The sequence below is a fragment of the Variovorax sp. Varisp41 genome (assembly GCF_047325085.1).
GTDB lineage: Bacteria > Pseudomonadota > Gammaproteobacteria > Burkholderiales > Burkholderiaceae_C > Variovorax.
The window spans coordinates 793,538-819,410 of record NZ_CP168540.1; the positions used below are offsets into that span (position 1 = coordinate 793,538).

The 25,873-nt window shown below is 71.0% G+C and carries 24 protein-coding genes and 1 riboswitch; of the genes, 13 read left to right on the plus strand and 11 right to left on the minus strand.

What is annotated here, in order from left to right:
• Positions 1-26: 26 nt before the first annotated feature.
• The 5 genes from ACEN9J_RS03735 to ACEN9J_RS03755 all read left to right on the plus strand — a co-directional run bounded on the left by ACEN9J_RS03735 (position 27) and on the right by ACEN9J_RS03755 (position 5,683).
• A complete protein-coding gene (locus tag ACEN9J_RS03735; protein ID WP_057594552.1) occupies positions 27-698 on the plus strand; it encodes a GntR family transcriptional regulator in 672 nt (223 codons plus the stop codon).
• A gap of 73 nt (positions 699-771) precedes the next feature.
• Positions 772-2,244, plus strand: coding sequence for a malonyl-CoA decarboxylase (locus tag ACEN9J_RS03740; protein ID WP_413763366.1), 1,473 nt, complete (start codon positions 772-774; stop codon positions 2,242-2,244).
• 75 nt (positions 2,245-2,319) lie between these two features.
• The gene (locus ACEN9J_RS03745; RefSeq protein ID WP_057594554.1) at positions 2,320-3,309 is read left to right on the plus strand and encodes a Bug family tripartite tricarboxylate transporter substrate binding protein; all 990 of its coding nucleotides are present in this window, start codon (positions 2,320-2,322) and stop codon (positions 3,307-3,309) included.
• The gene (locus tag ACEN9J_RS03750; RefSeq protein ID WP_413763367.1) at positions 3,306-4,109 is read left to right on the plus strand and encodes an enoyl-CoA hydratase/isomerase family protein; all 804 of its coding nucleotides are present in this window, start codon (positions 3,306-3,308) and stop codon (positions 4,107-4,109) included. The genes ACEN9J_RS03745 and ACEN9J_RS03750 overlap by 4 nt, the downstream gene beginning before the upstream one ends.
• A gap of 38 nt (positions 4,110-4,147) precedes the next feature.
• Entirely contained in the window at positions 4,148-5,683 is a 1,536-nt protein-coding gene (locus tag ACEN9J_RS03755) for a malonate--CoA ligase (protein ID WP_413763368.1), read from the plus strand.
• Between the two features lie 6 nt (positions 5,684-5,689).
• Here ACEN9J_RS03755 and ACEN9J_RS03760 read toward each other — a convergent pair whose 3' ends face one another.
• From ACEN9J_RS03760 to ACEN9J_RS03770, 3 genes are read right to left on the minus strand one after another with little or no spacing between them, the layout of a single operon-like run.
• Entirely contained in the window at positions 5,690-7,129 is a 1,440-nt protein-coding gene (locus ACEN9J_RS03760; protein ID WP_413763369.1) for a serine hydrolase, read from the minus strand.
• A gap of 56 nt (positions 7,130-7,185) precedes the next feature.
• A complete protein-coding gene (locus ACEN9J_RS03765) occupies positions 7,186-8,241 on the minus strand; it encodes a phenylacetaldoxime dehydratase family protein (RefSeq protein ID WP_413763370.1) in 1,056 nt (351 codons plus the stop codon).
• Positions 8,242-8,263: 22 nt separating this feature from the next.
• Complete coding sequence (locus tag ACEN9J_RS03770; protein WP_413763371.1) at positions 8,264-9,268, minus strand: carbon-nitrogen hydrolase family protein; 1,005 nt, start codon at positions 9,266-9,268, stop codon at positions 8,264-8,266.
• Between the two features lie 179 nt (positions 9,269-9,447).
• Here ACEN9J_RS03770 and ACEN9J_RS03775 point away from each other — a divergent pair, with 179 nt between their 5' ends.
• Positions 9,448-10,410, plus strand: a complete 963-nt coding sequence (locus ACEN9J_RS03775; RefSeq protein ID WP_413763372.1) for a helix-turn-helix domain-containing protein — start codon at positions 9,448-9,450, stop codon at positions 10,408-10,410.
• 25 nt (positions 10,411-10,435) lie between these two features.
• On the opposite strand, the gene ACEN9J_RS03780 is transcribed toward ACEN9J_RS03775, so the two are convergent.
• The gene (locus tag ACEN9J_RS03780) at positions 10,436-11,263 is read right to left on the minus strand and encodes an alpha/beta fold hydrolase (RefSeq protein WP_413763373.1); all 828 of its coding nucleotides are present in this window, start codon (positions 11,261-11,263) and stop codon (positions 10,436-10,438) included.
• Positions 11,264-11,373: 110 nt separating this feature from the next.
• Here ACEN9J_RS03780 and ACEN9J_RS03785 point away from each other — a divergent pair, with 110 nt between their 5' ends.
• Positions 11,374-12,297 carry a LysR substrate-binding domain-containing protein gene (locus tag ACEN9J_RS03785; protein WP_413763374.1) on the plus strand — a complete coding sequence of 308 codons (924 nt, stop codon included), beginning with the start codon at positions 11,374-11,376 and terminating at the stop codon, positions 12,295-12,297.
• 9 nt (positions 12,298-12,306) lie between these two features.
• Here the strand turns inward: ACEN9J_RS03785 and ACEN9J_RS03790 are convergent, their stop codons facing one another.
• From ACEN9J_RS03790 to ACEN9J_RS03820, 7 genes are all read right to left on the minus strand, one after another.
• Positions 12,307-13,296, minus strand: coding sequence for a Bug family tripartite tricarboxylate transporter substrate binding protein (locus ACEN9J_RS03790; RefSeq protein WP_413763375.1), 990 nt, complete (start codon positions 13,294-13,296; stop codon positions 12,307-12,309).
• Between the two features lie 36 nt (positions 13,297-13,332).
• Complete coding sequence (locus ACEN9J_RS03795) at positions 13,333-13,728, minus strand: carboxymuconolactone decarboxylase family protein (protein WP_296740420.1); 396 nt, start codon at positions 13,726-13,728, stop codon at positions 13,333-13,335.
• Between the two features lie 13 nt (positions 13,729-13,741).
• Positions 13,742-14,884 carry an FAD-dependent monooxygenase gene (locus ACEN9J_RS03800; protein ID WP_057594565.1) on the minus strand — a complete coding sequence of 381 codons (1,143 nt, stop codon included), beginning with the start codon at positions 14,882-14,884 and terminating at the stop codon, positions 13,742-13,744.
• Positions 14,885-15,054: 170 nt separating this feature from the next.
• Positions 15,055-15,876, minus strand: coding sequence for a sulfite exporter TauE/SafE family protein (locus tag ACEN9J_RS03805; protein WP_057594573.1), 822 nt, complete (start codon positions 15,874-15,876; stop codon positions 15,055-15,057).
• 562 nt (positions 15,877-16,438) lie between these two features.
• Positions 16,439-16,783 (minus strand): cell division protein ZapA, encoded by a 345-nt coding sequence (locus ACEN9J_RS03810; RefSeq protein ID WP_057594566.1) that lies wholly within the window; start codon positions 16,781-16,783, stop codon positions 16,439-16,441.
• The gene (locus ACEN9J_RS03815; protein WP_057594567.1) at positions 16,780-17,004 is read right to left on the minus strand and encodes a hypothetical protein; all 225 of its coding nucleotides are present in this window, start codon (positions 17,002-17,004) and stop codon (positions 16,780-16,782) included. The genes ACEN9J_RS03810 and ACEN9J_RS03815 overlap by 4 nt, the downstream gene beginning before the upstream one ends.
• Positions 17,005-17,095: 91 nt before the next feature.
• Positions 17,096-18,817 carry a ClcB-like voltage-gated chloride channel protein gene (locus tag ACEN9J_RS03820; protein WP_296740429.1) on the minus strand — a complete coding sequence of 574 codons (1,722 nt, stop codon included), beginning with the start codon at positions 18,815-18,817 and terminating at the stop codon, positions 17,096-17,098.
• A gap of 104 nt (positions 18,818-18,921) precedes the next feature.
• Positions 18,922-19,171: riboswitch (cobalamin riboswitch) on the plus strand.
• A gap of 95 nt (positions 19,172-19,266) precedes the next feature.
• On the opposite strand from ACEN9J_RS03820, the gene ACEN9J_RS03825 reads away from it, so the two are divergent.
• From ACEN9J_RS03825 to ACEN9J_RS03850, 6 genes are read left to right on the plus strand one after another with little or no spacing between them, the layout of a single operon-like run.
• Positions 19,267-21,225 (plus strand): TonB-dependent receptor domain-containing protein, encoded by a 1,959-nt coding sequence (locus tag ACEN9J_RS03825; RefSeq protein ID WP_057594569.1) that lies wholly within the window; start codon positions 19,267-19,269, stop codon positions 21,223-21,225.
• Positions 21,210-22,607: a cobyrinate a,c-diamide synthase gene (locus tag ACEN9J_RS03830; protein ID WP_413763376.1), complete on the plus strand. Its 1,398-nt coding sequence runs from the start codon at positions 21,210-21,212 to the stop codon at positions 22,605-22,607. The genes ACEN9J_RS03825 and ACEN9J_RS03830 overlap by 16 nt, the downstream gene beginning before the upstream one ends.
• On the plus strand, positions 22,597-23,175 hold the full coding sequence (cobU, locus tag ACEN9J_RS03835) for a bifunctional adenosylcobinamide kinase/adenosylcobinamide-phosphate guanylyltransferase (protein WP_261210637.1): 579 nt from the start codon (positions 22,597-22,599) through the stop codon (positions 23,173-23,175). The genes ACEN9J_RS03830 and cobU overlap by 11 nt, the downstream gene beginning before the upstream one ends.
• On the plus strand, positions 23,172-24,059 hold the full coding sequence (locus ACEN9J_RS03840; protein ID WP_413763377.1) for an ABC transporter substrate-binding protein: 888 nt from the start codon (positions 23,172-23,174) through the stop codon (positions 24,057-24,059). The genes cobU and ACEN9J_RS03840 overlap by 4 nt, the downstream gene beginning before the upstream one ends.
• Entirely contained in the window at positions 24,059-25,069 is a 1,011-nt protein-coding gene (locus ACEN9J_RS03845; RefSeq protein ID WP_413763378.1) for a FecCD family ABC transporter permease, read from the plus strand. The genes ACEN9J_RS03840 and ACEN9J_RS03845 overlap by 1 nt, the downstream gene beginning before the upstream one ends.
• Complete coding sequence (locus tag ACEN9J_RS03850; RefSeq protein ID WP_413763379.1) at positions 25,066-25,848, plus strand: ABC transporter ATP-binding protein; 783 nt, start codon at positions 25,066-25,068, stop codon at positions 25,846-25,848. The genes ACEN9J_RS03845 and ACEN9J_RS03850 overlap by 4 nt, the downstream gene beginning before the upstream one ends.
• Positions 25,849-25,873 lie beyond the last annotated feature (25 nt).

Genomic DNA, 25,873 nt, shown 5'->3' on the forward strand with positions numbered 1-25,873 from the left:
CAGGAAATTACGCGATCGAACCCGCCATGCGCCTGGTCCACAACTCCCTGCACGACGAAGTCGCCACCACGCTGCGCGAGCAGATCTTCGACGGCACCCTGGCACCCGGCAGCTTCGTCGACGAGATCGCGCTGTGCGAGCGCCTGTCGATCTCGCGCACGCCGCTGCGCGAGGCGCTCAAGGTGCTCACCGCCGAAGGCCTGCTGCGCCACGAGCCGCGCCGCGGCTGCTTCGTGCGCGAGGTGACCGAGCGCGACCTCGACGAGATCTTCCCGGTCATCGCGCTGCTCGAGGGCCGTTGCGCCTTCGAGGCGGCGCGCAACGCCAGCGATGCCGAGCTGCACGAGCTCGACGCCCTGCACGAGCGGCTGGTGCGCCACGCCAAGGCCAAGCGCATCAACGACTACTACGCCACCAACCACCTGATCCACGAAGCCATCATCCAGCTGGCCGACAACAAGTGGCTGGCCCAGGTGATCGGCGACCTGCGCAAGATCCTCAAGCTCGCGCGCCAGCAGCAGCTGCATGCGCCAGGGCGGCTCGAGCAGAGCCTGTCGGAGCATCTCGCGGTGTTCGCGGCGCTCAAGGCGCGCGACAGCGAAGGCGCCGATGCCGCGATGCGCACCCACATGACGCGCCAGCGCGAGGCGCTGCGCGAGGTGATGCGCAACCAGCAGAAATCGCGGGTCATGCCATGAAGCGCGGCGCCGTCGTGTCCGCGTCCGCCACCTCTTCTTCGTCTTTTTCTTTCTGCATGGGAGTGCATCCACGATGAGTGCGACCGAATGGTTCCAGGCGCGATTGCGCACGGGCGACAAGAACGAACGCAAGGTGCCGGTGGCCTCCGACGCCCCCGCGAAGGGTGCCGCCAAGTCCGCGCCGAAGCCCAGCGCCCGCACCACCGCCGAGCGGCTCGAAGCCACCCTGCGCAAGGCCGACGAGGCGCTGTCGCCGCGCGCGCTGCGCCGCGTGCTGGCCGCCATGCAGTCGGTGATCGACCCGCGCGTGAGCGAGGTCGAGGGCGGCCGCCGTGCCCATGCCATCGCGATCGAATACGCCGCCGCCACGCCCGAGGAACGGCGCGATTTCTGGGCCCTGATGAGCGAGCATTTCGCCGCCGACGCGCAAAAGCTCAAGACAGCGCGCGACCAGCACCAGGCCGCCGTCGGCACGCCCGACGAGGGCCAGGCCGAGCTCAAGCTGCGCCGCGCGCTGGTGTCGCCGCGGATGCGCCTGCTGCAGCGCTTCGCGGTCGAGCCCGCGGGCATGCGCTTCCTGGTCGACCTGCGCGCCGAGCTGCTGCCCGGCCTCAAGGGCGACCGCCGCCTGCTCGCGCTCGACGCCGAGCTCGAGCAGCTGTTCTCGACCTGGTTCGACGTCGCCTTCCTGGAGCTGCGCCGCATCGACTGGAACTCGCCGGCCTCGCTGATCGAGAAGCTGATCCGCTACGAGGCGGTGCACGACATCAAGAGCTGGAACGACGTGAAGAACCGGCTCGACGACAGCGACCGCCGCTGCTACGGCTTCTTCCATCCGCGGCTGCCCAACGAGCCGCTGATCTTCGTCGAGGTGGCGCTGGTCGACCGCGTGAGCGACGGCATCACGCCGCTGCTCGACGAGGCCGCCGTGCCGGTGCCGCCGGCGCGCGCCACCACCGCGATCTTCTATTCGATCAGCAACACGCAGAACGGCCTGCGCGGCGTGAGCTTCGGCGACTCGCTGATCAAGCGCGTGGTCGAGACCCTGCAGGACGAACTGCCGCGGCTCAAGACCTTCGCCACGCTGTCGCCGATCCCGGGCTTTCGCACCTGGCTCGCGAAGAACGCCCCCGACATGACCGCGCGCCTCGACGAGAAGCGCGCCGCCGAGATCGGCCGCCTCGTGGGCTCGCTGCCGCCCACGCCCGATCGGCTGCTGGCCGCCGTCGATGCCGCCGCGAGCCTGGACCCCAAGTCGCCGCTGCGCCAGTGGCTGCTGCAGTGCGCGGCCGAGTACCTGGGCCGCTCGCTGGTCGACGGCACGCCGGCCGACCCGGTCGCGCGCTTCCACCTCGGCAACGGCGCGCGCGTCGAGCGCCTCAACTGGGCCGGCGATCCGTCGCCCAAGGGACAGAAGCAGTCCTATGGCCTCATGGTGAACTACCTATACGATCTCAAGCGTCTGGACCGGCACCGCGACTGGCTCGCGCAGGGCAAGGTGGCCGTGTCGGGAGACGTCGAAAGTCTGTTTTTCAAAAAAGGCTGATCGGGCCTCAAGCCCGGCGCATACAGCGCCGGCCGTCGCTCGCGCGGCGATCCACAACGACAGGAGATGAGACAGATGAACCAGAGTTTTCAGCGGCGCGACGTGTTGCGCCTGGCGGCTGCGGGCGCGGCGGTTCTTTGCGGCGGCGCCGCGACCGCGCAGGGCAACTGGCCGACCAAGCCGGTCAACGTGGTCGTGCCGTTCCCGGCCGGCGGCGGCACCGACGCCTTCGCGCGTCCGCTGTCGGGCCAGTTCGCCAAGCTCACGAGCCAGACCCTGGTGATCGACAACCGCGGCGGCGCGGGCGGCACGCTGGGCGCGAGCATCGCCTCCAAGGCGCCGGCCGACGGCTACACGCTGTTCATGGGCGCGGTGCACCATGCGATCGCGCCTTCGATCTATCCCAAGCTCGACTACGACATCGAGAAGGACTTCGTGCCGCTGATGCTGCTGGCCAACGTGCCGCAGGTGGTGGTGGTCAATCCCAAGCGCGTGCAGGCCGCGACCATCCAGGAGTTCATCGCGCTCGTGAAGCGCAGCCCCGGCAAGTTCAACTACGGCTCGGCCGGCGCGGGCACCTCGCACCACCTGGCGGGCGAGCTGTTCAAGATCCAGACCGGCACCTTCATCACCCACATCCCGTACCGCGGCGCGGGCCCGGCGCTGGCCGACCTGATCTCGGGCAACGTCGACCTGATGTTCGACGGCCTCGGTTCCTCGGCGCAGCACATCAAGAGCGGCCGCATCAAGGCGCTGATGGTGGCGGGTGCCAAGCGCAACCCGGCTTTTCCCGACGTGCCCTGCGCGGCCGAGGTGGGCCTGCCCGACTACACCGTGACCACCTGGTACGGCCTCTGGGCGCCCAAGGGCACGCCGGCCGACGTGCAGGCCAAGGTGGTGGAGGACATGAAGAAATCGCTCGCGAGCGACGAGCTCAAGGCCATCTGGGCGCAGAACGGCTCCGAGATCCCGAACCTGACCATGGCCGCGTACGGCGGCTTCGTCAATTCGGAGATCAAGCGCTGGGCCGCCGTGGTCAAGGCCTCGGGCGCCAAGCTCGAATGAGCGCGGGCAGCGTCAGCCTGCGCCGCGAGGGCGCGCTCGCGTTCCTCACGCTGTCGAACCCGGCGCGCCTGAACGCGATGACGCGCGCGATGTGGCGCGAGCTGCGCGCGCTCGTGGCCGGCCTCGGCGCCGACCCGGCGCTGCGCTGCGTGATCGTGCGCGGGGAGGGCGGCGCCTTCTGCGCAGGCGGCGACATCTCCGAGTACCCGTCGTTCCGCTTCGAGGCCGCGAGCCTGCGCGAATTCCACGAGAACGAGGTCTGGGCCGCGCTGCAGGCGCTGCTCGACTGTCCCGTGCCGCTGGTCGCGCAGATCGAGGGCGCCTGCATGGGGGCCGGCATCGAGATCGCGAGCTGCTGCGACATCCGCCTCGCGGGCGCCTCGTCGAAATTCGGCGCGCCGATCGCGAAGCTCGGCTTTCCGATGGCGCCGCGCGAGGCCGCGCTGGTGCACGGCGCCATCGGCGACACGCTGGCGCGCGACATGCTGCTGGCCGCCGGCGTGCACGATGCCACGCGGCTCTACCACGCGGGTTTCCTGCTCTCGGTGCTGCCCGACGCCGAGGTGGCCGCCGCGGCCGAGGCGCACGCGGCGCGCATTGCGCGGCTCGCGCCGCAGACCGCGCGCATGCACAAGCGCACCTTCGCCGTGCTGCACCATGCCGTGACCGGCGCCAACACCGCGCCGCCCGAGGTGGAGCCGGTCGCCGCGCTGGTCGCCACCGCCTACGACTACGCCGACTCGGCCGAGCACCGCGAAGGCATCGCCGCCTTCCTCGCCAAGCGCGCGCCCGATTTCTGACCCGCCTTTCGTTTTTCGCCTCCTGTGAAGTCCGACCGATGAAGAAGACCGCCAACGCCAACCTGTTCGCCGCCCTGCGCGCGGCCTTTCCCGCCGACCTCGACGCCATCGCGGTCGAGACCGACAACGGCCTCGCGTACTCGTGGCGCGACCTCGACCGCGCGAGCGCGATGATCGCCAACCTGCTCGACGCGCTGAAGCTCGAGAAGGGCGCGCGCATCGCGGTGCAGGTCGAGAAGTCGGTCGAGGCGATGCTGCTGTACCTCGCGACCCTGCGCGCGGGCTATGTGTTCCTGCCGCTCAACACCGCCTACCAGAGCGCCGAGATCGAGTACTTCTTCGGCAACGCCGAGCCCGCCGTGGTGGTCTGCACCAGCCGCAACGCGGCCTGGGTGGCGCCGCTGGCCACGGCCGCCGGCACCCGCCACGTGTTCACGCTCGACGACGACCGCAGCGGCACCCTGCTCGAGGTCGCGGCCAGCTGCAGCGACGTGCACAAGCCGGCCGCGAAGTCGGCCGACGACCTGGCCGCGATCCTCTACACCAGCGGCACCACCGGCCGCAGCAAGGGCGCGATGCTCACGCACGGCAACCTGCTGTCGAATGCCGAGGTGCTCAAGGACTACTGGGGCTGGACCGAGGGCGACGTGCTGATCCATGCGCTGCCGATCTTCCACGTGCACGGCCTGTTCGTGGCGCTGCACGGCGCGCTGCTCAACGGCAGCAAGATCCTCTGGTTCTCGAAGTTCGATCCCAAGCGCATCGCGGCGAAGCTGCCCGAGGCCACCGTGTTCATGGGCGTGCCCACGCTCTACGTGCGCCTGCTGGCCGAGCCCGGCCTCACGCGCGAGGCGGTGCGCAACATGCGGCTGTTCGTCGCGGGTTCCGCGCCGCTGCTGATCGAGACCTTCGACGAGTGGCGCGAGCGCACCGGCCACACCATCCTCGAGCGCTACGGCATGAGCGAGACCATCATGCTGACCTCGAACCCCTACCGCCCCGAGCAGGGCGAGCGCCGCGGCGGCACCGTCGGCTTCGCGCTGCCGGGCGTGCAGCTGCGCGTGCGCGACGACCAGGGCCGCGACTGCACCACCGACGAGATCGGCGGCATCGAGGTCAGCGGCCCCAACGTGTTCGCGGGCTACTGGCGCATGCCCGAGAAGACGCAGGAGGAGTTCACGGCCGACGGCTTCTTCAAGACCGGCGACGTGGGCAAGATCGACGGCCGCGGCTACATCACCATCGTCGGGCGCAGCAAGGACCTGATCATCAGCGGCGGCTACAACGTCTATCCGGCCGAGATCGAGGGCTACATCAACGAGATGGCCGGCGTGGCCGAGAGCGCGGTGGTCGGCGTGCCGCACCCCGACTTCGGCGAGGTCGGCGTGGCGATCGTCATCGCCAAGCCCGGCGCCACGCTCGACGGCGATGCGATCGTGGCCGAGCTCAAGGCCAGGCTCGCGAACTTCAAGATCCCGAAGCGCTGCTTCATCGTGCCGGAGCTGCCGCGCAACACCATGGGCAAGGTGCAGAAGGCGCTGCTGCGCGGCGAGCACAAGGGGCTGTTCGCCTAGGCCCTTCTAGGTTGTCGGCGCGTCCTTCGCGCGCCTGAAGACGATGTCCTCCACCATCGGCTCGAAAGGCACCGCGATGCGGTCGATGCGGCCCGCGCGGTCGTAGAGAAAGCTCAGCGCGAGGTTGTCGGGGTGGAACACCGTCGGCCGGTCCGGCGTGACGAACATGTCGTAGTGCCAGTGCGTGAGCGCGCCGGCGGCGCCGCGCCAGTGCCAGGCGAGGTGGTCGCCCTCGTGCGCGATCTCGATGCAGCCGTAGGCCGGATGCTCGTAGCGGCCCGCGTACTCCTCGAGCGCATGGCTGGGCTGCGTGCCGGTGCGGCGCCGGTCCGTGCGCGCCTTCTCGTCGACCCGCTGCTGCACCAGGTCGGCGCGGCGCTTCGCGAGCAGCCGCTGGAACCAGTCGACCGGCTCGCGGCCCGCGATGCGGTCGAGCGCCGCGAAGGTGAGGATCGAGGTCACGGCGCCCGGCGCGCGGTTGGTCAGCACCGCCACGCCCGCGCGGCGCGAGGGCACCACGGTCATCAGCGTGGCCCAGCCGAACCACGAGCCCGAATGCGCGAGCGCGCGGTCGCCGCGGTAGTTCTCGCAGAACAGGCCCAGGCCGTAGTGCGAATCGCCGATCTCGGCATGTTCGGAGCGCGACATCCAGGCGCGCGGCATGCCCATCTCGCGCACCGTCTTGGCCGACAGCAGCGGCGTGTCGCCCACGCGGCCTTCGTCGAGCAGGCAGCGCATCCACTTCGCGAGATCGGCGGCGCTGGCATTGAGCCCGCCGCCCGCGGCCGTCGGCACCGGCCACAGCTGCGCGGGCACGGGATTGCCCTCGACCATGGTGTGCGGGCGGGCCGCATCGGCGGCCGCCACCAGCGCGTCGATGCCGAAGCCGTAGTGCGTGAAGCCCAGCGGCTTCAGCAGCCGTTCGGTCACGAAGTCCTGCCAGCCCTGTCCGCTGAGGCGCTCGATCACGATGCCCGCGACCATGTAGCCGAGGTTCGAGTACTGGAAGGCCTCGCGCAGCTCGCGGCTCGGCACCAGGTGGCGCAGCAGCGGCAGCATCTGCGCGCTCGTCAGGTCGGCCGGCATGTGCAGCCAGTCGTGGCGCGGCAGGCCGCTGAGGTGGCTCAGCAGATCGCGCACCGTGAGCTGCGCGGTCGCCACCGCATCGTGCAGCCGGAACTCCGGGATGACTTCGCGCACCGGCCGGCTCCAGGCGAGCCGGCCCTCGTCGACCAGCAGGCCGAGCCCGGCCGCGGTGAAGGACTTGGTGATCGAGCACAGCAGGAACTGCGTGTCGGCGGTCACGGGCTCGTTGCCGCGCAGGTCGCGCACGCCATAGCCCTTCAGCAGCGAGACCTCGCCATCCTCGATCACCGCGAGCGCGAGCCCCGGGATCTTCCATTCCTTCATCGAGCTTTCGACGAGGCTTTCGAATTCGCGCCACATGATCGGGGTCCTAGGGTTCGGGGCGCGAATCCTAAGGCATCCGTCATGCGGCGCTCTCAACCCATGCCGTTCATCAATCCCGTGCGTGCATGGCAGTTGATGTATTCGTAGCGCTGCTCGTCGGCCTTGAGCACCGACACCTCGTGGTACACGCGCAGCTGCAGCTGGAAGTTCAGCGCCTGCACATAGCGCATGAAGCTGCCGAAGATCGCCACGTGGGTCGGATGCGATTCGGCCCAGCGCTCCATGTCGGCCAGCGAGCGCCAGAAGCTCAGGCCGAAGGACTTCTGCAGCGGCGCGCCCTGCGCATCGAGATGCCGCATGTAGCGGTTGCTGTAGCAGCCGATCGCCAGGCCCTGGTCGCGCAGGAAGTCCATGCCCTCGCGCAGCACCGGCTCCATTTCCTCGAGATAGAGCGCGCGCTCCTGGCCTGTGGTGTCGGTCCATTCCTGGCCCGAGCGGATCATCGCGACGTGTTCATGGCCCGCGATGCGCACGCGCCGGCCCGGCGCGGGCGCGTCGCCGATCGCCGCGCGCGTGCCCGAGGGCGACATCGGATCGGTCTGCGACAGCGGGATGCGGTCGCGCATCGATCCCCAGTAGCCATGCTCCTGCAGTTCGCCGCTCACGCCACCCATGGCCACGCCGATGCCCTCGAGCCGGTCGGGCGTGTTGAACATGGTCTCGAAGTGCTGCACGCGCGGCGACACGATCTCGCGGAAGTAGCCCAGGCCCTCGTGCAGCCGCTCCTCCGACTGCCACCAGCCGTCGATCTCGGGCGTCGCGCTCCAGCGCGCGAAGGCGGCCGGATCGGTCCAGTAGGCGATCGCGATCATGTTGTCGTGGCCCTCGGCATCCACGTAGTGCGTGAGGTCGTGGTGCAGCGGGCCATCGGGCCGCGCGAAGTCGCGCGCGATGCGCATCAGCGCGGCGCAGGCGCGGCCCTGCTGCGCGGCGCCGAGCGACTGCACGCCGAAGTAGCCCATCACCACCTGCGTGACCGCGCGGTGGGCGCGCGCCGACCAGACGGGGTAGGGCGGTGTGTAGTCGTCCTCGATGCGGCGGGTGCGCGTGCGCGGGCACCTCAGGTGCTCGTCGATGGCGGATTCCATGGCGCGGCTCCTTCTTGCGCGCTCAGGCCTCGACCGGCTCGGCCGCGTTGCCTTCGGGCACGGGCGTGAGCTGCACCACCACGGGTTCGCGGCGCGTCTTGTTGAGCAGCAGCTGCGTGACGTCGGGCCGCGAGTAGTGGCCGCTCGGATCGGCCGCGGCCTTCGCGAGCGAGATCAGCCCGAGGTCGATGTCGGCGATCACCAGGCCTTCCTCGGTCTCGGGCAGCGGCGTGCCCAGGGCCGAGCCGTCGGGCCCGTAGATGCGCGCATGGCCGCCGCCCACGCCCAGCATCTGCTGCTTGCCGGCATCGGTGCACATCAGTTCGCTCATTGCCTTCGAGACCGTGGCGCAGGGCGCGAGCACGAAGCAGCCGCCCTCGACCGCGTAGACCTGGCTCGCGGCGTTGTTGACCTCGGGGCCCAGCGCGTTGGCCGCGCCGCGGTAGAGCGAGAAGCTGGGCCACGCGGCGCAGTGGATCTGCTCGTTCTGCGAGTACATCGCGTACTTGCTCAGCGGCTGCAGGTGTTCCCAGCAGCACAGCGAGCCGATGTTGCCGATGGCGGTGGGCACCACGTGCAGGTCGGCGCCGTCGCCTTCGCCGAACACGGTGCGCTCCACGTGCGTGGGCTTGAGCTTGCGGCGCGTCTGCGCCACCTGGCCCTGGTCGTCGATCAGCGCCTGCGCGATGTAGAGGCTGCCCGCGGCCTTCTCGCTGAAGCCGAACGAGAGCCAGATCGAATGCGCTCGCGCGGCCGCCTGCAGGCGCTCGAACTCGGCCGAGCCGATCACCAGCGAGTTGTCGTGGTAGCGCTGCACGAACTGCATGCCCCAGGCCGGCGAGTCGAGCCAGATCCACCAGGGGTAGCCGGGGATCCAGGTCTCGGGAAAGGCGATCAGTTTCACGCCCTGCGCGGCGGCCTGCGCCATCAGGTCGATGGTCTTGTCGATGGTGCCGTCGAGGTCGAGGAACACGGGCGCGGCCTGCACGGCGGCGACGCGGAGCTTGGGATGAACGGTGGTGGGCATGGCGGGGCCTTTCGGTGGGGAACGTGGATTCGCCGCCTTGCCCCGGCGCGGGTTTGCGCGGTGGCATGCGGGTTGCATGAAGCGTAGATTCGCCGCGCTGGAACGCCTTGACCGCAGCTTGCGGCGTTCTTGTTCCTGCGTTGCATGCCCGCCGATCCCCGTTTTTCGAGATTCCACCGATGAACGCGCTGCTCAGCACCGATGCCGTGGCTCGCCCGCAGCGGCTGGCCTACTGGACCGACATGATCTGCAACGTCTATGTGCAGCTCGGTTGCGATCCGGTGCGGCCCGACGAGTCCGAGGACTTCGAGGGCAGCATCCGCCAGCACACGCTGCCCGGGCTCGACGTGTCGGTGGTGCGCTCGGGCCCGCAGAAGGTGCTGCGCACCTCGGGCCACATCGCGCGCTCGGGCGACGACTACTTCCTCGTGAGCATCCAGGCCCAGGGCCGCGGCGTGGTGCGCCAGGACGGGCGCGACGCGGTGCTCGAGGCCGGCGACTTCGCGCTCTACGACAGCACGCGGCCCTACCAGCTGCTGTTCGACGACCGCTTCGAGCAGATCGTGCTCAAGCTGCCCGGCGACCGGCTGCGCAGCGAGCTGCGCGAGACGCAGGCGCTCACGGCCACCACCGTGTCGGGCCGCCAGGGCGCGGGCCACCTGCTGCTGGGCATGATCCGCACCCTGCGCGAGGACATCGAGACGCTGCAGCCGGCCTCGGCGCTCGCGGTGGCCAATGGCGTGCAGAACATCCTGGTGGCGGGGCTGCAGACCTTGCCGGCGGCCAGCGCGCCCTCGCTCAGCAGCCTCACGGCCTACCACCTCGCGCGCGTGAAGCGGCGCATCGAGGAACAGCTCGGCGACCCCGCGCTGTCGGTGGGCAGCCTCGCGGCCGAGCTCGGCGTGTCGGCCAGCCAGATCCATCGCGTCTTCAAGAGCGAGCCGCTGACGCCCGCGCAGTACATCTGGGAGCGTCGGCTCGAGGCCTGCAGCCGCGACCTGCTCGAGCCGCGCCTCGCGGGCCGGCCCGTGGCCGAGATCGCCTATGGCCGCGGCTTCAACGACGCGGCGCATTTCAGCCGCGCGTTCAAGGAGCGCTTCGGCTGCTCGCCGCGCGAGTGGCGGCAGCAGCGCGTGCAGTAGGCCGCGCGGAAGGGCCGGCGCAGTGTCAGGCGGTCCGGCGGGCGCGCTCGAGGTGGGCGCGCAGCGCGGCGTCGAAGCGTTCTGGCTGGTCGATGTTCGGCAGATGACCCGCGTCCAGAACGATCTCCAGATGCGCGCCGGGAATCTCGGTCCGCAGCTCGCGCATCGCATCGGGCAGCGCGGCGTCGTTGGCGCCGACGAGCAGGGTCGTGGGCACGCGGATGCCGCGCGCGGCCGCGCGATGGTCGAGTTGCTGGATCGCGCGCGCGCAGCCGACCATGCCCGCGCGCGAAGTGCCGGCCGCGGCCGCGTGCAGGGCCCGTGCCTCGGCGGGATGGGCCTCGATGAAGCCGCGGCCCAGCCAGCGCTCGATGGTCGGGCCCGCGAGCGCTTCGCAACCCTGGGCCTCGACGAGCGCGATGCGTTCGTCCCAGGGCCGCGCGAAGGCCGCGGGCGCGTCGGCGCGGCAGTCGCACAGGCACAGGCTGGCCAGGCGCTCGGGATACCGTTCGGCCAGCGCGAAGCCGCACATGCCGCCGAGCGAGAGCCCGACGTAGTGCGCGGCGCGGATGTCGAGCGCATCGAGGATCTCGACCACGTCGCGCGCCAGGTCGCCCATGCGCCAGGGCAGTGATGGCGGTGAGGGCGCTTCCGACCGTCCATGGCCGCGCGTGTCGGGCCGCAGCACGCGCCAGCCCTCGGCGGCCAGCCATTCGGCCTGGCGGCGCCACAGAACGGAGGATGAAAGGATCGCGTGCGCGAGCAGCACGACGGGGCCGTCCGCGGGGCCGTCGACGTGGACCGCGACACGGCAGGCCGCGCTCGGCAGGAACAGATGCTGGGTGGTCGTCATGAGAACGCCAGTCTCGGCCCCTTCCCCAGGCCCCGCCACCGAGTAAAACTGAAGCCCGTTGAGAAAAACGCAACCCGCTTGCACCCATCGCGGCCTACAGTCGCCCCGCCATGTCCAGAAAACTTCCACCCCTGAACGCGATCCGGGCCTTCGAGGCCGCGGGCCGGCACGTGAGCTTCACGCGCGCCGCGGAAGAACTGAGCGTGACCAACGGCGCCATCAGCCGCCAGGTCGCGCTGCTCGAGGAATGGCTGGGCGTGCCGCTGTTCCGGCGCACCTCCTCGCAGCTCGCGCTGACCGAGGCCGGGCGCCTCTATCTCGGCGAGCTGACGGCCACGCTCGACCGCGTGGCGGTGGCCTCGATGCAACTGCGCGAGCAGGCGGTGCCGACCGCGCTGCGCATCAATGCGCCGCCGACCTTCACCATGCGCTGGCTGCTCTCGCGCCTGCCGGCTTTCCAGCGCAAGCGGCCCGAGGTCGACCTGCGGCTCACCACCTTGCTGGCGCCGGTCAACTTCGACGAGGGCCGCTACGACATCGCCATCGCGGGCGCGCTCGAGCCGCCGCCGCACTGCGTATCGCGGCCCTTCATGAGCGAGCTGATCCTGCCGGTGTGCCATGTGGACCTGCTCGACGGCGGCCGGCTGCGCGAGCCGCGCGACCTGGCCACGCACACGCTCGTGAGCTTCGCCACCGAGCCTTATGCCTGGGAGGACTGGCTCGCGGCGGCCGGCGTGGCCGGGCTCAAGCCCGGCGGCGCGATCCGCTTCGAGCAGATGTACTTCGCGCTGCAGGCCGCGATCGACGGGCTGGGCCTCGCGCTGGTGCCGCTGTTCCTCGCCTTCGACGACATCATCGCGGGCCGGTTGTGCGCGCCCTTCGGTGTGCTGGCCGCCAAGCAGCGGCGCTACTTCGCGAGCACGGCCCATGCCGACCCGGTGACGGAGAGCTTCTGCGAATGGCTGGTGCGCGAGGGCAGCGACACCGAGGCCTCGATGCAGCAATGGCTGCGCTCGCAGGCCCCGGTGTCCTGAGCGCGCGGCTCAATCCATCTGCACGCCGCTGCGGCGCACCAGTTCGCCCCAGCTCCTGAACTCGCTCGCCACGTAGGCCGCGGCTTCCTCGGGGCTGGCGCTGTAGCGCGGCAGCGCGCCGATGCTCCGCATGCGCCGCTCCACCTCGGGCTTGCGCATGGCCTTGGCGATCGCGTCGTGGGTCGAGGCCACCAGCGTCTTCGAGGTGCCGACCGGGTAGAGCAGCATCAGCCAGGTCGAGGCGCGGAAGTCGGCGAAGCCCTGCTCGATCAGCGTGGGCACGGCCAGCGGCGCGTCGAGCCGGCTCGCGGTGGCCGCGCCGAGCGCGCGCAGCTTGCCGCCCTGCACGAAGGCCTGCACGCCGGCCGCGGTCTCGAGCGCCAGCGAGACGTTGCCCGCGACCACGTCGGTCAGGCCCGGCGCGCTGCCCTTGTAGGGCACGTGCACGATGTCGATGCCGGCGCGCCGCTTGAACTCCTCCATCGCGAGGTGCGACACCGTGCCGTTGCCCGAGGAGGCATTGGTGAGCTTGCCCGGGTTGGCCTTGGCATAGGCCACCAGCCCCTGCGCGTCGCTGAAGGGCAGCGAGGGATGGCACACCAGCACGAAGGGCAGGTCGCCGACCAGGCCCACCGCCTCGTAGTCCTTGAGCGAGTCGTAGGGCACGCTGCGGTAGAGGTGCGGGTTGGTGGCCACGGCCGACATGTGCGTGAGCATCATCGTCGAGCCGTCGTTGGGCGACTTCGCGAGCTGGCCCATCGCGATGCTGCCACCCTGGCCGGGCTTGTTGTCGACGATGTAGTTCTCGCCGGTCACGGCCTGCATCTTCTCGGCCATCAGCCGTGCCACGATGTCGGTGGCCTGGCCCGGCGGAAAGCCCACGAGGATCTTCGTGACCTTGCCGCGCGTGGTGGCCGGCTGCGCGAGGGCCGCCGTGCCCATCGACGCGGCCGCGAGCGCGAGCAGCGCGCGGCGGCTCAGCATTGCCTGGTTGTCCATGTCGTTGTCTCCGATGTTCTTCAAAAGGGCGAAGCTTCAGGCGAGCTTCATCTCCTTGAGCACCTCGCGCGCGTTGCGCAGGCTGTCGAGCGCCGCAGGCACGCCGCAATAGATGGCGACCTGCAGGAACACCTCCTGCAACTCGGCGGGCGTGATGCCGTTGTTGATCGCGCCGCGCACATGCAGCCGCAGCTCGTGCGGCCGGTTGAGCGCGCTGATCATGCCGAGGTTCAGCAGGCTGCGGCTGCGCCGGTCCAGGCCCGGCCGGTTCCAGATCTCGTCCCAGCAGTACTCGGTGGTGAGCTGCTGCATCGGCCAGCTGAAGTCGTCGGCCTCGGCGATCGACTTCTCGACGTATTCCGCGCCGAGCACCGCCTTGCGCGTGGCGAGGCCGCGCTGGAACTTCGCCGAGGTGTGGGTCTTGTCCGTCATGTTCCCGCTCCCTTCAGGCCACGGCCGGCTCGGCCAGCGGCGTGTTCCAGGCGTCGTAGGCATAGACCCAGTCGGAGTCCTGCGGATCGCGCAGCCAGGTGTTGGTGCGCGAGGTCAGCTGGACTTTCGAAGTGCGCGGCTTGCGCGTGGCCTCGAAGCGCTGGAAGGCCTCGGCCACGCCGTCGCGGTCCGTGCCCTGGAGGCAGCGCGAGAGCACCGCCGCATCCTCGATCGCCATCGCCGCGCCCTGCGCCATGTAGGGCGTCATCGGGTGGCAGGCATCGCCGAGCAGCGTGATGTTGCCCTCGCTCCAGCGCGGCAGCGGGTCGCGGTCGACCAGCGCCCACTTGTGGACTTCGGGGCAGGACTGCAGCACGTGGCGCACCTGCGGATGGAAGTCGGCGAAGGCCTCGCGCAGCGCGTGGATGTCGCCCTTGGTGGACCACGACTCGAGCCTGAAGCCGGGCTCGGGCTGGCTGGTCACGAAGTAGACCTCGCTGCGGTCGGGCTTGACGTAGTAGATGACGATGTGGCGGTCCTTGCCCCACCACTTGGTGCACTGGTCGATCTCCTGGCCGCCGAGCAGCGCCGCGGAGAAGGTGGTGCGGTAGGCGATGCGGCCCGTGAAGTTGGGCTCGGACCTGCCGAACAGCTGGTCCTTGACCAGCGAGTGCACGCCGTCGGCCGCCACCACCGCGTCGGCATGCACGGTGGCGCCGTTGGCGAAGCGCAGCTCGACGCCGCCGTCGCCCTGCGAGAAGCCCGCGAGCTTGTGGCCGCGGCGGATGAATTCGTCGGGCACCGCGCTGTGCAGCGCGGCATGCAGGTCGCCGCGGTGCGCGAGCAGGTAGGGCGCGCCGAACTTCCGCTCGGCGGTCTCGCCGAAGATCATGTCGAAGCGCACCTCGCCGGTGTAGGCGTCCTTGTTGTTCCAGGAGCGCGGGTAGAAGGCCTCGGCGCGCATGCGCGCCTCGAGGCCCAGGCCGCGCAGCACCTGCATCGCGTTGCAGCCGATCTGGATGCCCGCGCCCAGGCGGGTGAATTTCTCGGCCTGTTCGTAGACCATGACGTCGATGCCGACGCGGCGCAGCGCCGCGGCCGTGGCCAGGCCGCCCATGCCGGCGCCGATGATGGCGACCGAAAGTCTCTTGCTCATGTCCGTTCCTCGTGTGGTTTGCGTGAACGGAATGGTCCTGTTTTCAGCCGCCGCGAACCATCGAGATTTGCTGGCGCTGGTTGAGAAAAACTGCGGCGCGCGCCTGCGCGACGCGCCGGCCGGGCGCGTCGTGGCGTCGAGAAAAGGAGGGGCGGAAGAGGGCCGCGCGCTCAGCCGCGCAGGCCCTTCCAGAGCATGTAGGCCGCCAGCAGGTAGAGGATGCTCGCGAACACGCGCTTGAGCTTCTTCACCGGCAGGTTGTGCGCGGCCTTGGCGCCCAGCGGCGCGGTCAGCACGCTGCACACGGCGATCACCGCGAGCGCGGGCAGCCAGATGTAGCCGAACGAGCCTTCGGGCAGGCCTTGCACCGACTGGCCGCTGATCACGTAGCCGGCCACGTTGGCCACCGCGATCGGGAAGCCCAGCGCGGCGCTGGTGGCGACCGCGTTGTGGATCGAGATGTTGCACCAGGTCATGAAGGGCACGCTGATGAAGCCGCCGCCCGCGCCGACCAGGCCCGAGACCAGGCCGATGGCGCCGCCCGCGCCGAGCTGGCCCGCGGTGCCCGGCATCTGGCGCGTGGGCTTGGGCTTGCGGTCGAGGAACATCTGCGTGGCCGAGAAGCCCACGAACAGCGCGAACACGATCGCCAGCGCCGTGCCCTTGATCAGCGCGAAGATGCCGAGGCTGCCCACGAGGCTGCCGATCACGATGCCGGGCGCGAGGCGCTTGACGATGTCCCAGCGCACCGCGCCGCGCTTGTGGTGCGCGCGCACGCTCGACACCGAGGTGAAGATGATGGTGGCCATCGAGGTCGCGATCGCCATCTTCACCGCGAGGTCGGCCGGCACGCCGCGGTGGCCCATGATGATCGTGATGAACGGCACCATCACCATGCCGCCGCCGATGCCGAGCAGGCCCGCGAGAAAACCGGTGCCGAGGCCGAGGACGGCGAGTTCGGCGATCAGGAGGGGGTCGAGCAGGCTGGTCACGTTCACGCCACGGACTTTCGGGTAAGGCAAGGGCGCCGTGCAACGATGGCAACGGGCCTCGGTTCGAGGGAAAAAGGGAGGGGGGTGGGTCGCAATGCTATCTGAAACGTAGCTGCGGCCCGGCGCGCACGGTCGCGCAGGAGCCAGGATCGGATGTATCGAGGCGGATACAGCGTGGGTTCTCGGGGCGATCCCGCCATGCCGGGGATCGCCGATGTTCGATGCGCACTCAGCGCAACGAAGAGGAATAGGTGTCTGCGAATGGGCGCCAGACTCGCATCCTGAACCGGGGTTCAGGTGGGCGAGGGCAGCAAGACTTCGGGTTCATCTGACGCGAGATGATCACACCCGTCGAGCGATATACCAAGCCCGGCTCCGTAGAGCATTGGAACAAGGACATATAAAGCCCAACGCGCACCGCAGACAGGAACGATTTTACGCCTTCGCGCCCGGGCGCTTTCCGGTTTTTTGAGGGGAGTCCCTGCGGCGCGGGCAGGTTTGCATCGAAGTTCTTGCAGTGCGCGCCGATCTCTGCAGGCGAGAGAAAGAAAGCGCGTAACGCTTAAAGCAGATGTCCGTCGCCGGCCAGGGCCTGGTCGAGCTTGTGGATCAGTTGCGCGGCCTTCGGATCGACCGCGCCGTCGTCGGCGGGGGCCGCGGCCGGAGTCGGGGCCGGCTCGGCGGGCGGCGCGGCCTTCGCCGTGGTCTCCTGCGCCGCGAGATCGAAGGCCAGGTTCAGCGAGGCCAGCACCGCGATGCGGTCGCGCGCCTTGACCTTGCCCGCGTCGCGGATCTTGCACATGGCCGCGTCCACGCGTTCGACTGCGTCGCGCAGCTGCGCTTCGCCGCCATCGGGACAGCCGAGCAGGTAGCTCTGGCCCATGATCTGAACTTCGATCTGCTTCATGCGGGGGAATCTTCGGAGGGAGGTACGGCCGGCAACTGCTCGAGCAGCGCGTCGAGCCGCGTGCGCGCCGCCGCGAGCCGCGACTTGAGCGCATCGCGCTCGCGCGTCAGCGCATCGACCTGTTCCTGCAGCAGCGCATTCGTGCGCTGCACCTCTTCGTGACGCAAGAGCAGGCGTTCTACGCGCTCGGCGATCTGGTCGATGGGGCTGGAGGCGGGCATGGTGCGCGATTGTAGTTTCCCGTGAAAGCGGCGGTCCTCCGGGGCACCCGCCGCGCCTGGCACGGCATTCTGCGGCCTGCGCGCCGCGCCATCAAACTTCGCTGAGCCGCACGTAGGTGGCGAGCAACGCGCTCTTGGCGGCCACGCCCAGCAGCACCGGGTTGGCCGGGCTCTCGATCACCGGCAGCCGTTCGCCCAGATGCTCGAGGAAGCGCTGCAGCGCCTCGCCCAGGCTGGTGTCGGCGGTGATCGGCGCGATGGCCTGCGACAGCAGGTCCGCCGCGCGCACCTCGGCCGCGGCCGTGCCGAGCGCCGAGAGGGGCACCACGCCGAGGTAGCGCTGGTTCGCATCGACCACGTAGAGGTACTTCACCGGATGCTGCAGGAACAGCCGGCTCATCGCCTCGCGATCGGCCTCGGGGCCGACCACCGTCTGCGCCGGCTGCACCAGGTCGCGGATGTGCAGCGAGCGCAGCCGCAGCTGCTCGTCCTGCTGCTCGCGCCGGCGCAGCGTGATCTCGTACATCGAGCCGGCGTTGGCCGAACGCGCGACGAAATAGGCGATCACTCCGGCCAGCATCAGCGGCAGCATCACCTGGTAGTTGAGCGTCATCTCGAAGATCATGAGGATCGCCATCAGCGGCGCCTGCGTGGCCCCCGCGAGGAAGGCGCCCATGCCCACCACCGCATAGGCGTAGGGGGCCGACACCGCATGCGGCCACAGCGCCTGCGCGGCATGGCCGAACAGCGCGCCCACCATGCAGCCGAAGAACAGCGCCGGCGTGAACACGCCGCCCACCGCGCCCGAGCCGGCCGTGGCCAGCGTGGCGACCAGCTTGGCCGCGAGCACCATGGCGATCAGGGTCCAGGTCCAGGGCGTGTGCAGCACCGCGTTGACCACGCTGTAGCCATTGCCCCAGACCTCGGGCCAGGGCACGGACACCAGCCCCATCGCGAGCCCGCCGAGCGCGAGCCGCCACGGCAGCGCGAACGGCAGCCGCGCGAACAGCGCCCGGCTGCCCTGCAGCGCGCGCAGGAAGCCCGCGGCCGCGAAGCCCAGCAGCACGCCGAGCAGCGCGAACAGCGGGATCTCCGCGCCATGCAGCTCGGGGAACACCGGCATCTGGTAGGGCGGCTGGTAGCCGGGCAGGGCGCGCATCACGATGTTGGCGACCACCGCCGCGATCAGGATCGGGCCCACGCTCTCCATCACGATCGAGCCCAGCACGATCTCGGCGACGAAGAAGGCGCCCGCGATCGGCGCGTTGTACGCGGCCGTGAGGCCCGCCGCCGCGCCGCAGGCCACGAGCAGGCGCAGCCGCTCGACCGGGAAGCGGAACACCCGGCCCAGCAGCGAGGCGGCCAGCGCGGCGAGCTGCACCATCGAGCCCTCGCGGCCGATCGAGCCGCCGGTGCCGATGCTCACGAGCGAGGAGGCGCTGCGCACCAGCGTCTGCGCCACCGGGATGCGGCCGTCGCCGAGCACGATCGCCTCCATGTAGTCGGAGGTGGCACTGCGCACCGCCACGCGCTTCGCGAGCACGAGCAGGCCGCCGGCCACGAGGCCGCCCACGGCGGGGAAGGCGATGCGCGCCCACCACGGCAGCGCGCGCGCCATCGCGACCAGGCTGTCGCCGGGGCCGAGCACGACGTGCTCGAAGCCGCGCAGCGCGGCGCGGAAGCCCTCGGTCGCGAGCGTGCCGAGCAGGCCGGCGACGATGGACCACAGCAGCATCGATTGCCAGCCCGAGACGCCGAACAGGCGCTGCAGGGCGGAGCGCAGGCGCAGCAATGGCGAGGAACGCAGGGTCATGCGGGGTGGTGGTGATGGCATCCCATAGCCCGTCGATGTTAGTGCGCGGGACGCGGCGAGCGTCGGGCGCACGCAACTTTCGACTTAAGGCGCGCGGCGCAACGCCTAGAATCTCGCCCGTTGGTGCCTGCGGCGTGGTTCACGCGCCGCGGTTCAACGGGAAGCAGGAGTGAAGGGACCGGCCGCGCGCCGGCACCGAAGCCGCCTGCGCTGCCCCCGCAACGGTCAAGCAGACGGCGCCGCAAGGCGCCACCCTCTCCACACGAGCCACTGGGCGCCCTGAAACAGGCGCCTGGGAAGGCGGCGAGGGCCGGTCTGCCAGCCCGGATACCGGCCAACAAGGCGGTTCGCGCATGCTCTTCGCTTCGTCGATGCAGGCACGGACCAATGGCGCCCCGGGCGCCGGCGGGGAGGCCGGCAAGGGGCATAGACGTTCGTTCGCTCACTCCATGATTTCCTGCGTTTCCTTCTCGCGCCGTTCGCGCGCTCGCATTCCCGCGTCCCGCATCGGCATGCGCCTGGCCGGCCTGCCGCTGGCCCTGGTGCCGGCCTTCGGCGGCCTGCTGCTGGCCCAGTTGCCGCTGGCGGCCTCGGCCCAGACTCCGGCCGGCGCGCTCGGCGAGACCGTGGTCACGGCCAACCGCACCGCGCAGCCGCTGTCGGACCTGGTGGCCGATGTCTCGGTGATCGACCGCGAGACCATCGAGCGCAGCGGTTCCACCGGCGTGGCCGACGTGCTCGCGCGCCAGGCCGGCATCCAGATCGTGCGCAACGGCGGCGTCGGCAACTCGACCAGCGTCTACATCCGCGGCGCCGAGACGCGCTTCACCGCCGTCTACATCGACGGCGTGCGCGTGGACTCGCAGGCCACCGGCGGCGCGGCCTGGGAGAGCATCCCGCTGGCGCAGATCGACCGCATCGAGGTCTTGCGCGGCCCGGCCGCGGCGGTCTACGGCTCCGACGCCATCGGCGGCGTGATCCAGCTGTTCACCAAGCGCGGCGAGGAGGGGGTGTCGCCCTCGATCGGCGTGGGTGTCGGCAGCCACGGCCTGTTCCGTACCGAGGCGGCGATCAGCGGCAAGGCCAACGCCTTCGACTATTCGTTCGGTGTGGCGCACGAGGAAAGCCGCGGCTTCAACATCCAGCCGCTCGAGAAGCGCACGCTGCCCAAGGACGGCTTCACCAGCCCCGACCGCGACGGCTACAACACCACCTCGGGCAACGTGCGCCTGGGCTGGCAGATCGCGCCCGGCCAGCGGCTCGAGGCCACCGCGCTGTCGAGCGATACCAAGGCGCACTACGACGCCGCCAAGTCCGGCAGCAAGCCGCCGGCCTACTACCTCGACGACCAGAGCCGCAACCGGCTGCGCACCGCCGGCCTGACCTGGTCGGCGCAATGGAACGAGGTCTACAGCACCCGGCTGCAGGTGACCGATTCGCAGTCGGTCTACAGCACCATGCCCTCGTACTACCGCACCGAGACCCGGCTGCGCGGCTACCTGTTCCAGAACGAGCTGCGCTTCGGTCCGCACCTGGTGACGGCCGCGCTCGAACGCCGCGAGGACCGGCTCGAGAACGCCCCCACCAGCAGCACCGACAAGGGCCTGGCGCGCAAGCGCTCGCAGGACGCGGTCTCGCTCGGCTACGGCTTCGTGCAGGGCCCGCACTCGTTGCAGCTCAACGTGCGCCACGACGACGACAGCGAGTTCGGCGGCAAGACCACCGGCAGCGCCGCCTACGGCTTCGCGATCACGCCGAAGCTGCGCGTGACCGCCTCGGCCGGCACCGCCTTCCGCGCGCCCACGCTCTACCAGCGCTTCAGCGAATACGGCAAGCCCGACCTGCAGCCCGAGTCGAGCCGCAACGTCGAGCTCGGCCTCAAGTACACCGACGGCCCGACCAACGCCGGCATCGTGGTCTACCGCAACAACGTGCGCAACCTGATCGTGTTCGACTCGACCGCCCGGGGCTGCGCCTCGTCCTTCGGCTGCTACGGCAGCACCGCGCGGGCGCGCTACGAGGGCGTGACGCTGTCGGCCGGCCACCGCATCGGCGACGTGACGCTGCGCGCCTCGCTCGACTTCCAGGATCCGCGCGACCTCGCGACCGACAAGCTGCTGGCCCGCCGCGCCAAGCGCTACGGCACCCTGGGTGCCGACTGGCGCCTCGGCGGCTGGACGCTGGGCGCCGAGGTGCAGGCCTCGAGCCAGCGCTACGACGACGCGGCCAACACGCGCAAGCTCGGCGGCTACACGCTGCTGAACCTCGTGGCCAGCACGAAGATCGTGCGCGACGTCGACCTGGTCGCGCGCATCGACAATGTGGGCGACAAGGACTACATGCTCGCGCGCGGCTACGTCACCGGTGGCCGCAACGCGTACGTCGGATTGAAGTGGACGCCCCAGTAAGCCAGCACCTGCCCGATCGCGCGGCGCGCTGCGCCGCCGTGCTCGTGGCCGCGCCCGCTTCGGGTCAGGGCAAGACCACCGTGGCCGCCGCGCTCGCGCGGCTGCATGCGCGCCAGGGCCGGCGCGTGCGCGCCTTCAAGTGCGGGCCCGACTTCCTCGACCCGCACTGGCTGCGGCTCGCCACCGGCGCGCCCGTGCATTCGCTCGACCTGTGGATGACCGGCGAGGCCGACTGCCGCGCGCGGCTGCATGCGGCCGCGGCCGAGTCCGACCTCGTGATCGTCGAGGGCGTGATGGGCCTGTTCGACGGCACGCCGAGCGCGGCCGACCTGGCGCAGCGCTTCGGCCTGCCGGTGCTGGCCGTGATCGACGCCCAAGCGATGGCCGGCACCTTCGGCGCGCTGGCGCATGGGCTGCAGAGCTTCAGGCCCGGCATGCCCTGGGCCGGCGTGCTGGCCAATCGCGTGGCCGGCGAGCGCCATGCCGACATGCTGCGCGGCGCCTTGCGCGAGCCCGCGGACTGGCTCGGCGCCTTGCCGCGCGACGCGGGCTTCTCGCTGCCCGAACGCCACCTGGGCCTGGTGGCGGCGCACGAGCTCGGCGACGCGGCCGAGCGGCTCGACCGCGTGGCCGATGCGCTGGCCGGCACGCCGCTGGGGTCGCTGCAACTGCCGCAGGTGCGCTTCGAGCCACCTTCCACCGGTAAGGTCGCCCCGATCGCGCCGCTGCTCGCGGGCCGCACCATCGCCATCGCGCGCGACGCGGCCTTCTCGTTCATCTACCCGGCCAACCTCGACACGCTGGGTGCGCTCGGCGCCAGGCTGGTCTTCTTCTCGCCGCTGGCCGGCGATGCGCTGCCCGACTGCGATGCGCTGTGGCTGCCCGGCGGTTATCCCGAGCTGCATGCCGCCACGCTCGCGCGGCGTTCGGACCTGCGCGCCGCGCTCGCCGCCCATGCGGCCGCGGGCCGGCCGATCTGGGCCGAATGCGGCGGGATGATGGCGCTGTTCGACGAGATCGCGGTGCCCGGGGATGGCAACGAAGCCGCGGTGCATGCGCTCTGGGGCCTGCTGCCCGGGCGCGTCACGCTGCAGAAGCGGCTCGCCGGCCTCGGCCCGCAGGCGCTCGCGCTGGGCGCGCACACGCTGCGCGGCCATACCTTCCACTACTCGCGCTGCGAGACACCGCTCGTGCCGGCCGCCCATTCGCGCCGCCCGCAAGGCACGGCCGGTGGCGAGGCGCTCTACGTGCACGGCTGCGTGCGCGCGAGCTACTTCCACGCCTGGTTCGCCTCCAGTCCCGAAGCCACCGCGCGGCTGTTCGACGCCGCGCCGCTCGAAACCGGGGCACCGGCTGCCCAGGAGCATCGCGTTGACGCCTGAACACGAATTCATCCTCGGCGGCCAGAAGAGCGGCAAGTCGCGTCGCGCCGAGCAGCGCGCGGCCGACTGGCTGGCGGCCGCGCCGAAGCAGCGCCGCGCGGTACTGATCGCCACCGCGCAGGCCTACGACGACGAGATGCGCGAGCGCATCGTGCGCCACCAGGCCGACCGCGCCGAGCGCGTGCCCAGCCTGCGCACCATCGAGGAACCGGTCGAGCTGGCGCGCGCCATCGTGACCCAGAGCACGCCCGAGTCGCTGGTGCTGGTCGACTGCCTCACGATGTGGCTCACGAACCTGCTGATGCCGCTGCGCGCCGAGGGCGCGCGGCCGGTCTCGCGCACGCCCGCCGCGCACGTCAACCTGCTGCTGGGCGCGCTGCGCGATGCGCGCGGTCCGGTCGTGCTGGTGGGCAACGAGATCGGCCTGGGCGTGATCCCGCTGGGCCGCGAGACGCGCGCCTTCGTCGATGCGCTGGGGCGGCTCAACCAGGACGTGGCGGCGGCCTGCCAGCGCGTCACGCTGATGACGGCCGGATTGCCGCTGACGCTGAAGGAGCCGGGCCGATGAAGAAGTTTTTCGCCGCCGCGCTGGCGGCACTCGCGCTGGGCCTCGGCCTGTGGACGTCGCCCGCGAGCGCGCTCGAGGTGGTCGACGAGCGCGGCGTGAGCGTGGAGCTGCCGCAGCCGCCGCAGCGCATCGTGACCCTGCTGCCCTCGCTGACCGAATCGGTCTGCGCGCTCGGCGCCTGCGCGCGGCTGGTCGGCGTCGATCGCTATTCGAATTCGCCCGTATCGGTGCGCACGCTGCCGCAACTCGGTGGCGGCATCGATCCCAACGTCGAGGCCGTGGTGGCGCTCAGGCCCGACGTGGTGCTGCTCGCCAAGTCCTCGCGCGTGACCGAGCGGCTCGAGGCGCTGGGCCTCAAGGTGCTGGTGCTCGAGCCCAAGAACCATGCCGACGTGCGTCGCGTGCTCGGCAAGCTCGACCAGGTGCTCGGCACCCACGAGGCGCCGGCGGTCTGGCGCGCCATCGATGCCGCGGTGTCGGCCGCGGCGCAGTCGCTGCCGGCCGCCGCGCGCGGCGTGCGCGTGTACTTCGAGGTCAACAGTGGCCCGTACGCGGCTGGAGAGTCCTCCTTTATCGGCGAGACGCTGACGCGGCTGGGCGCCAGGAACATCGTGCCGGCGGCGCTCGGCCCCTTTCCCAAGCTCAACCCCGAATACGTGGTGCGCGCCAATCCCGACCTGATCATGGTCAGCGTGCGCAGCGCGCAGGGCCTCGAGCAGCGCCCGGGCTGGAGCACCATGCGCGCGGTGCGCGAAGGGCGCATCTGCCGCTTCACGGCCGAGCAGTCCGACGTGCTGGTGCGCCCCGGTCCGCGCATGGACGAGGCGGCACGGCTGATGGCGCAGTGCCTGGGCGACAAGGCAAGCAAGGGAGGCGCGCGCTGATGCCCGCGGGCCACCTGCGCCACGTGGTGCTGTTCGGCCTCGCGCTGCTGGTGCTCGGCGCCGCCTTGCTGCTGCTCGGCCTGGGCATCGGCAGCACCGGCTTCGAGAGCTTCCTGTCGGCGCGCCACGATCCCGTGGCGCTGCAGATCGTCTGGGACATCCGGCTGCCGCGCACCCTCGGCGCCTGGCTCGCGGGCGCGCTGCTCGGGCTGGCCGGCGCGGTGGCGCAGGGGCTGTTCCGCAATCCGCTGGCCGATCCCTTCCTGCTCGGCAGCGCCTCGGGCGCCTCGCTGGGCGTGGCGCTGGCGCTGCTGTTCTTCGGCGGCTCGGCCGCCAGCGCGCAGTGGGTGGTGCGGCTGGGCCTGACGGGCGCGGCCTTCCTCGGCTCGATGGCGGCCGTGATGCTCACGCTGCTGCTCGCGCGTGGCGTGCAGCAGACGCTGCGGCTCTTGCTCGCGGGCGTGATCGTCGGCGTGGTGCTCGGTGCGATGAAGGACCTGATCACCATCGCCTCGGCCGACATCCTGCAGGCGATCCAGGGCTTCACGCTCGGCAACACCGGCCTGGTCGGCTGGAGCGCCTGCGCCGTGATGGCGCTGGCCTGCGCGCTGTGCCTGTTGCTGGCCTGGGCGCTGGCGCCGGTGCTCGACGGCCTGGCGCTCGGCGAGGCCACCGCGCGCAGCCTGGGCCTGCCGCTGGGCGCGATGCGCGCCGCGCTGGTCGTGGTGCTGGCGCTGGCCACCGGCGCCGCGGTGGCGCAGACCGGCCTGATCGCCTTCGTCGGCCTGGCCGCGCCGCACCTGGTGCGCTCGGTGGTCAAGACCACGCATGCGCGGCTGATCGTGCTGTCGGCCGCGATGGGTGGGCTGCTGCTGATGGCGGCCGACCTGCTGGCGCGCTGGCTGATCGCGCCGCAGGAGCTGCCCGTGGGCGTGCTCACCGCGGTGCTGGGCGGCAGCTACCTGCTGTGGCTGATGCACCGGCGCACCGCGAGGGGCACGGCCTCATGACGGCCGCCACCGCCCAGGCGCTCGAGGTGCGCGGCGTGAGCGCGGCGCTCGGCGGCACCGAGGTGCTGCACGGCATCGACCTCGCGATCGGCGCCGCGTGCTGGACCAGCATCGTCGGCCCCAACGGTGCCGGCAAGTCGACCCTGCTCAAGGTGCTGGCCGGCCTGCTCGCGCACCGCGGCGAGCTGCGCCTGTTCGGCGAGCCCGCGGCGAAGCTGCCGGCGCGCCAGCGCGCGCGGCGACTCTCGTGGCTGGGCCAGGGCGTGGCGGGCGAGGGCGCGGCCGACGACCTGCTGGTCTACGACGTCGCGATGCTCGGTCGCCTGCCGCACCAGCGCTGGCTGGCCGCGCCCGACGCCGCCGACCGCGCCGCCGTGGAACGCGCGCTGCGCGCCACCCAGGCCTGGGACTGGCGCGAGCGGCCGCTGGGCCAGCTCTCGGGCGGCGAGCGCCAGCGCGTGCTGCTGGCGCGCGCGCTCGCGGTCGAGGCTGAACTGCTGCTGATGGACGAGCCGCTCGCCAACCTCGACCCGCCGCACCAGGCCGACTGGATGCAGACCGTGCGCGCGCTGGTCGCCGCGGGCCGCACCGTGGTCAGCGTGCTGCACGAACTGCCCATGGCCCTGGCCGCCGACGAACTCGTGGTGATGGACCGCGGCCGCGTGGTGCACCACGGCGGCAGCAGCGATCCCGCGACGCATGCGGCGCTCGAGCAGGTGTTCGATCACCGGATTCGCGTGCACCGCGTGGCGGAACAATGGATTGCGTTGCCGCGATGAATGCGGGATCGGACAGCCGTACGCG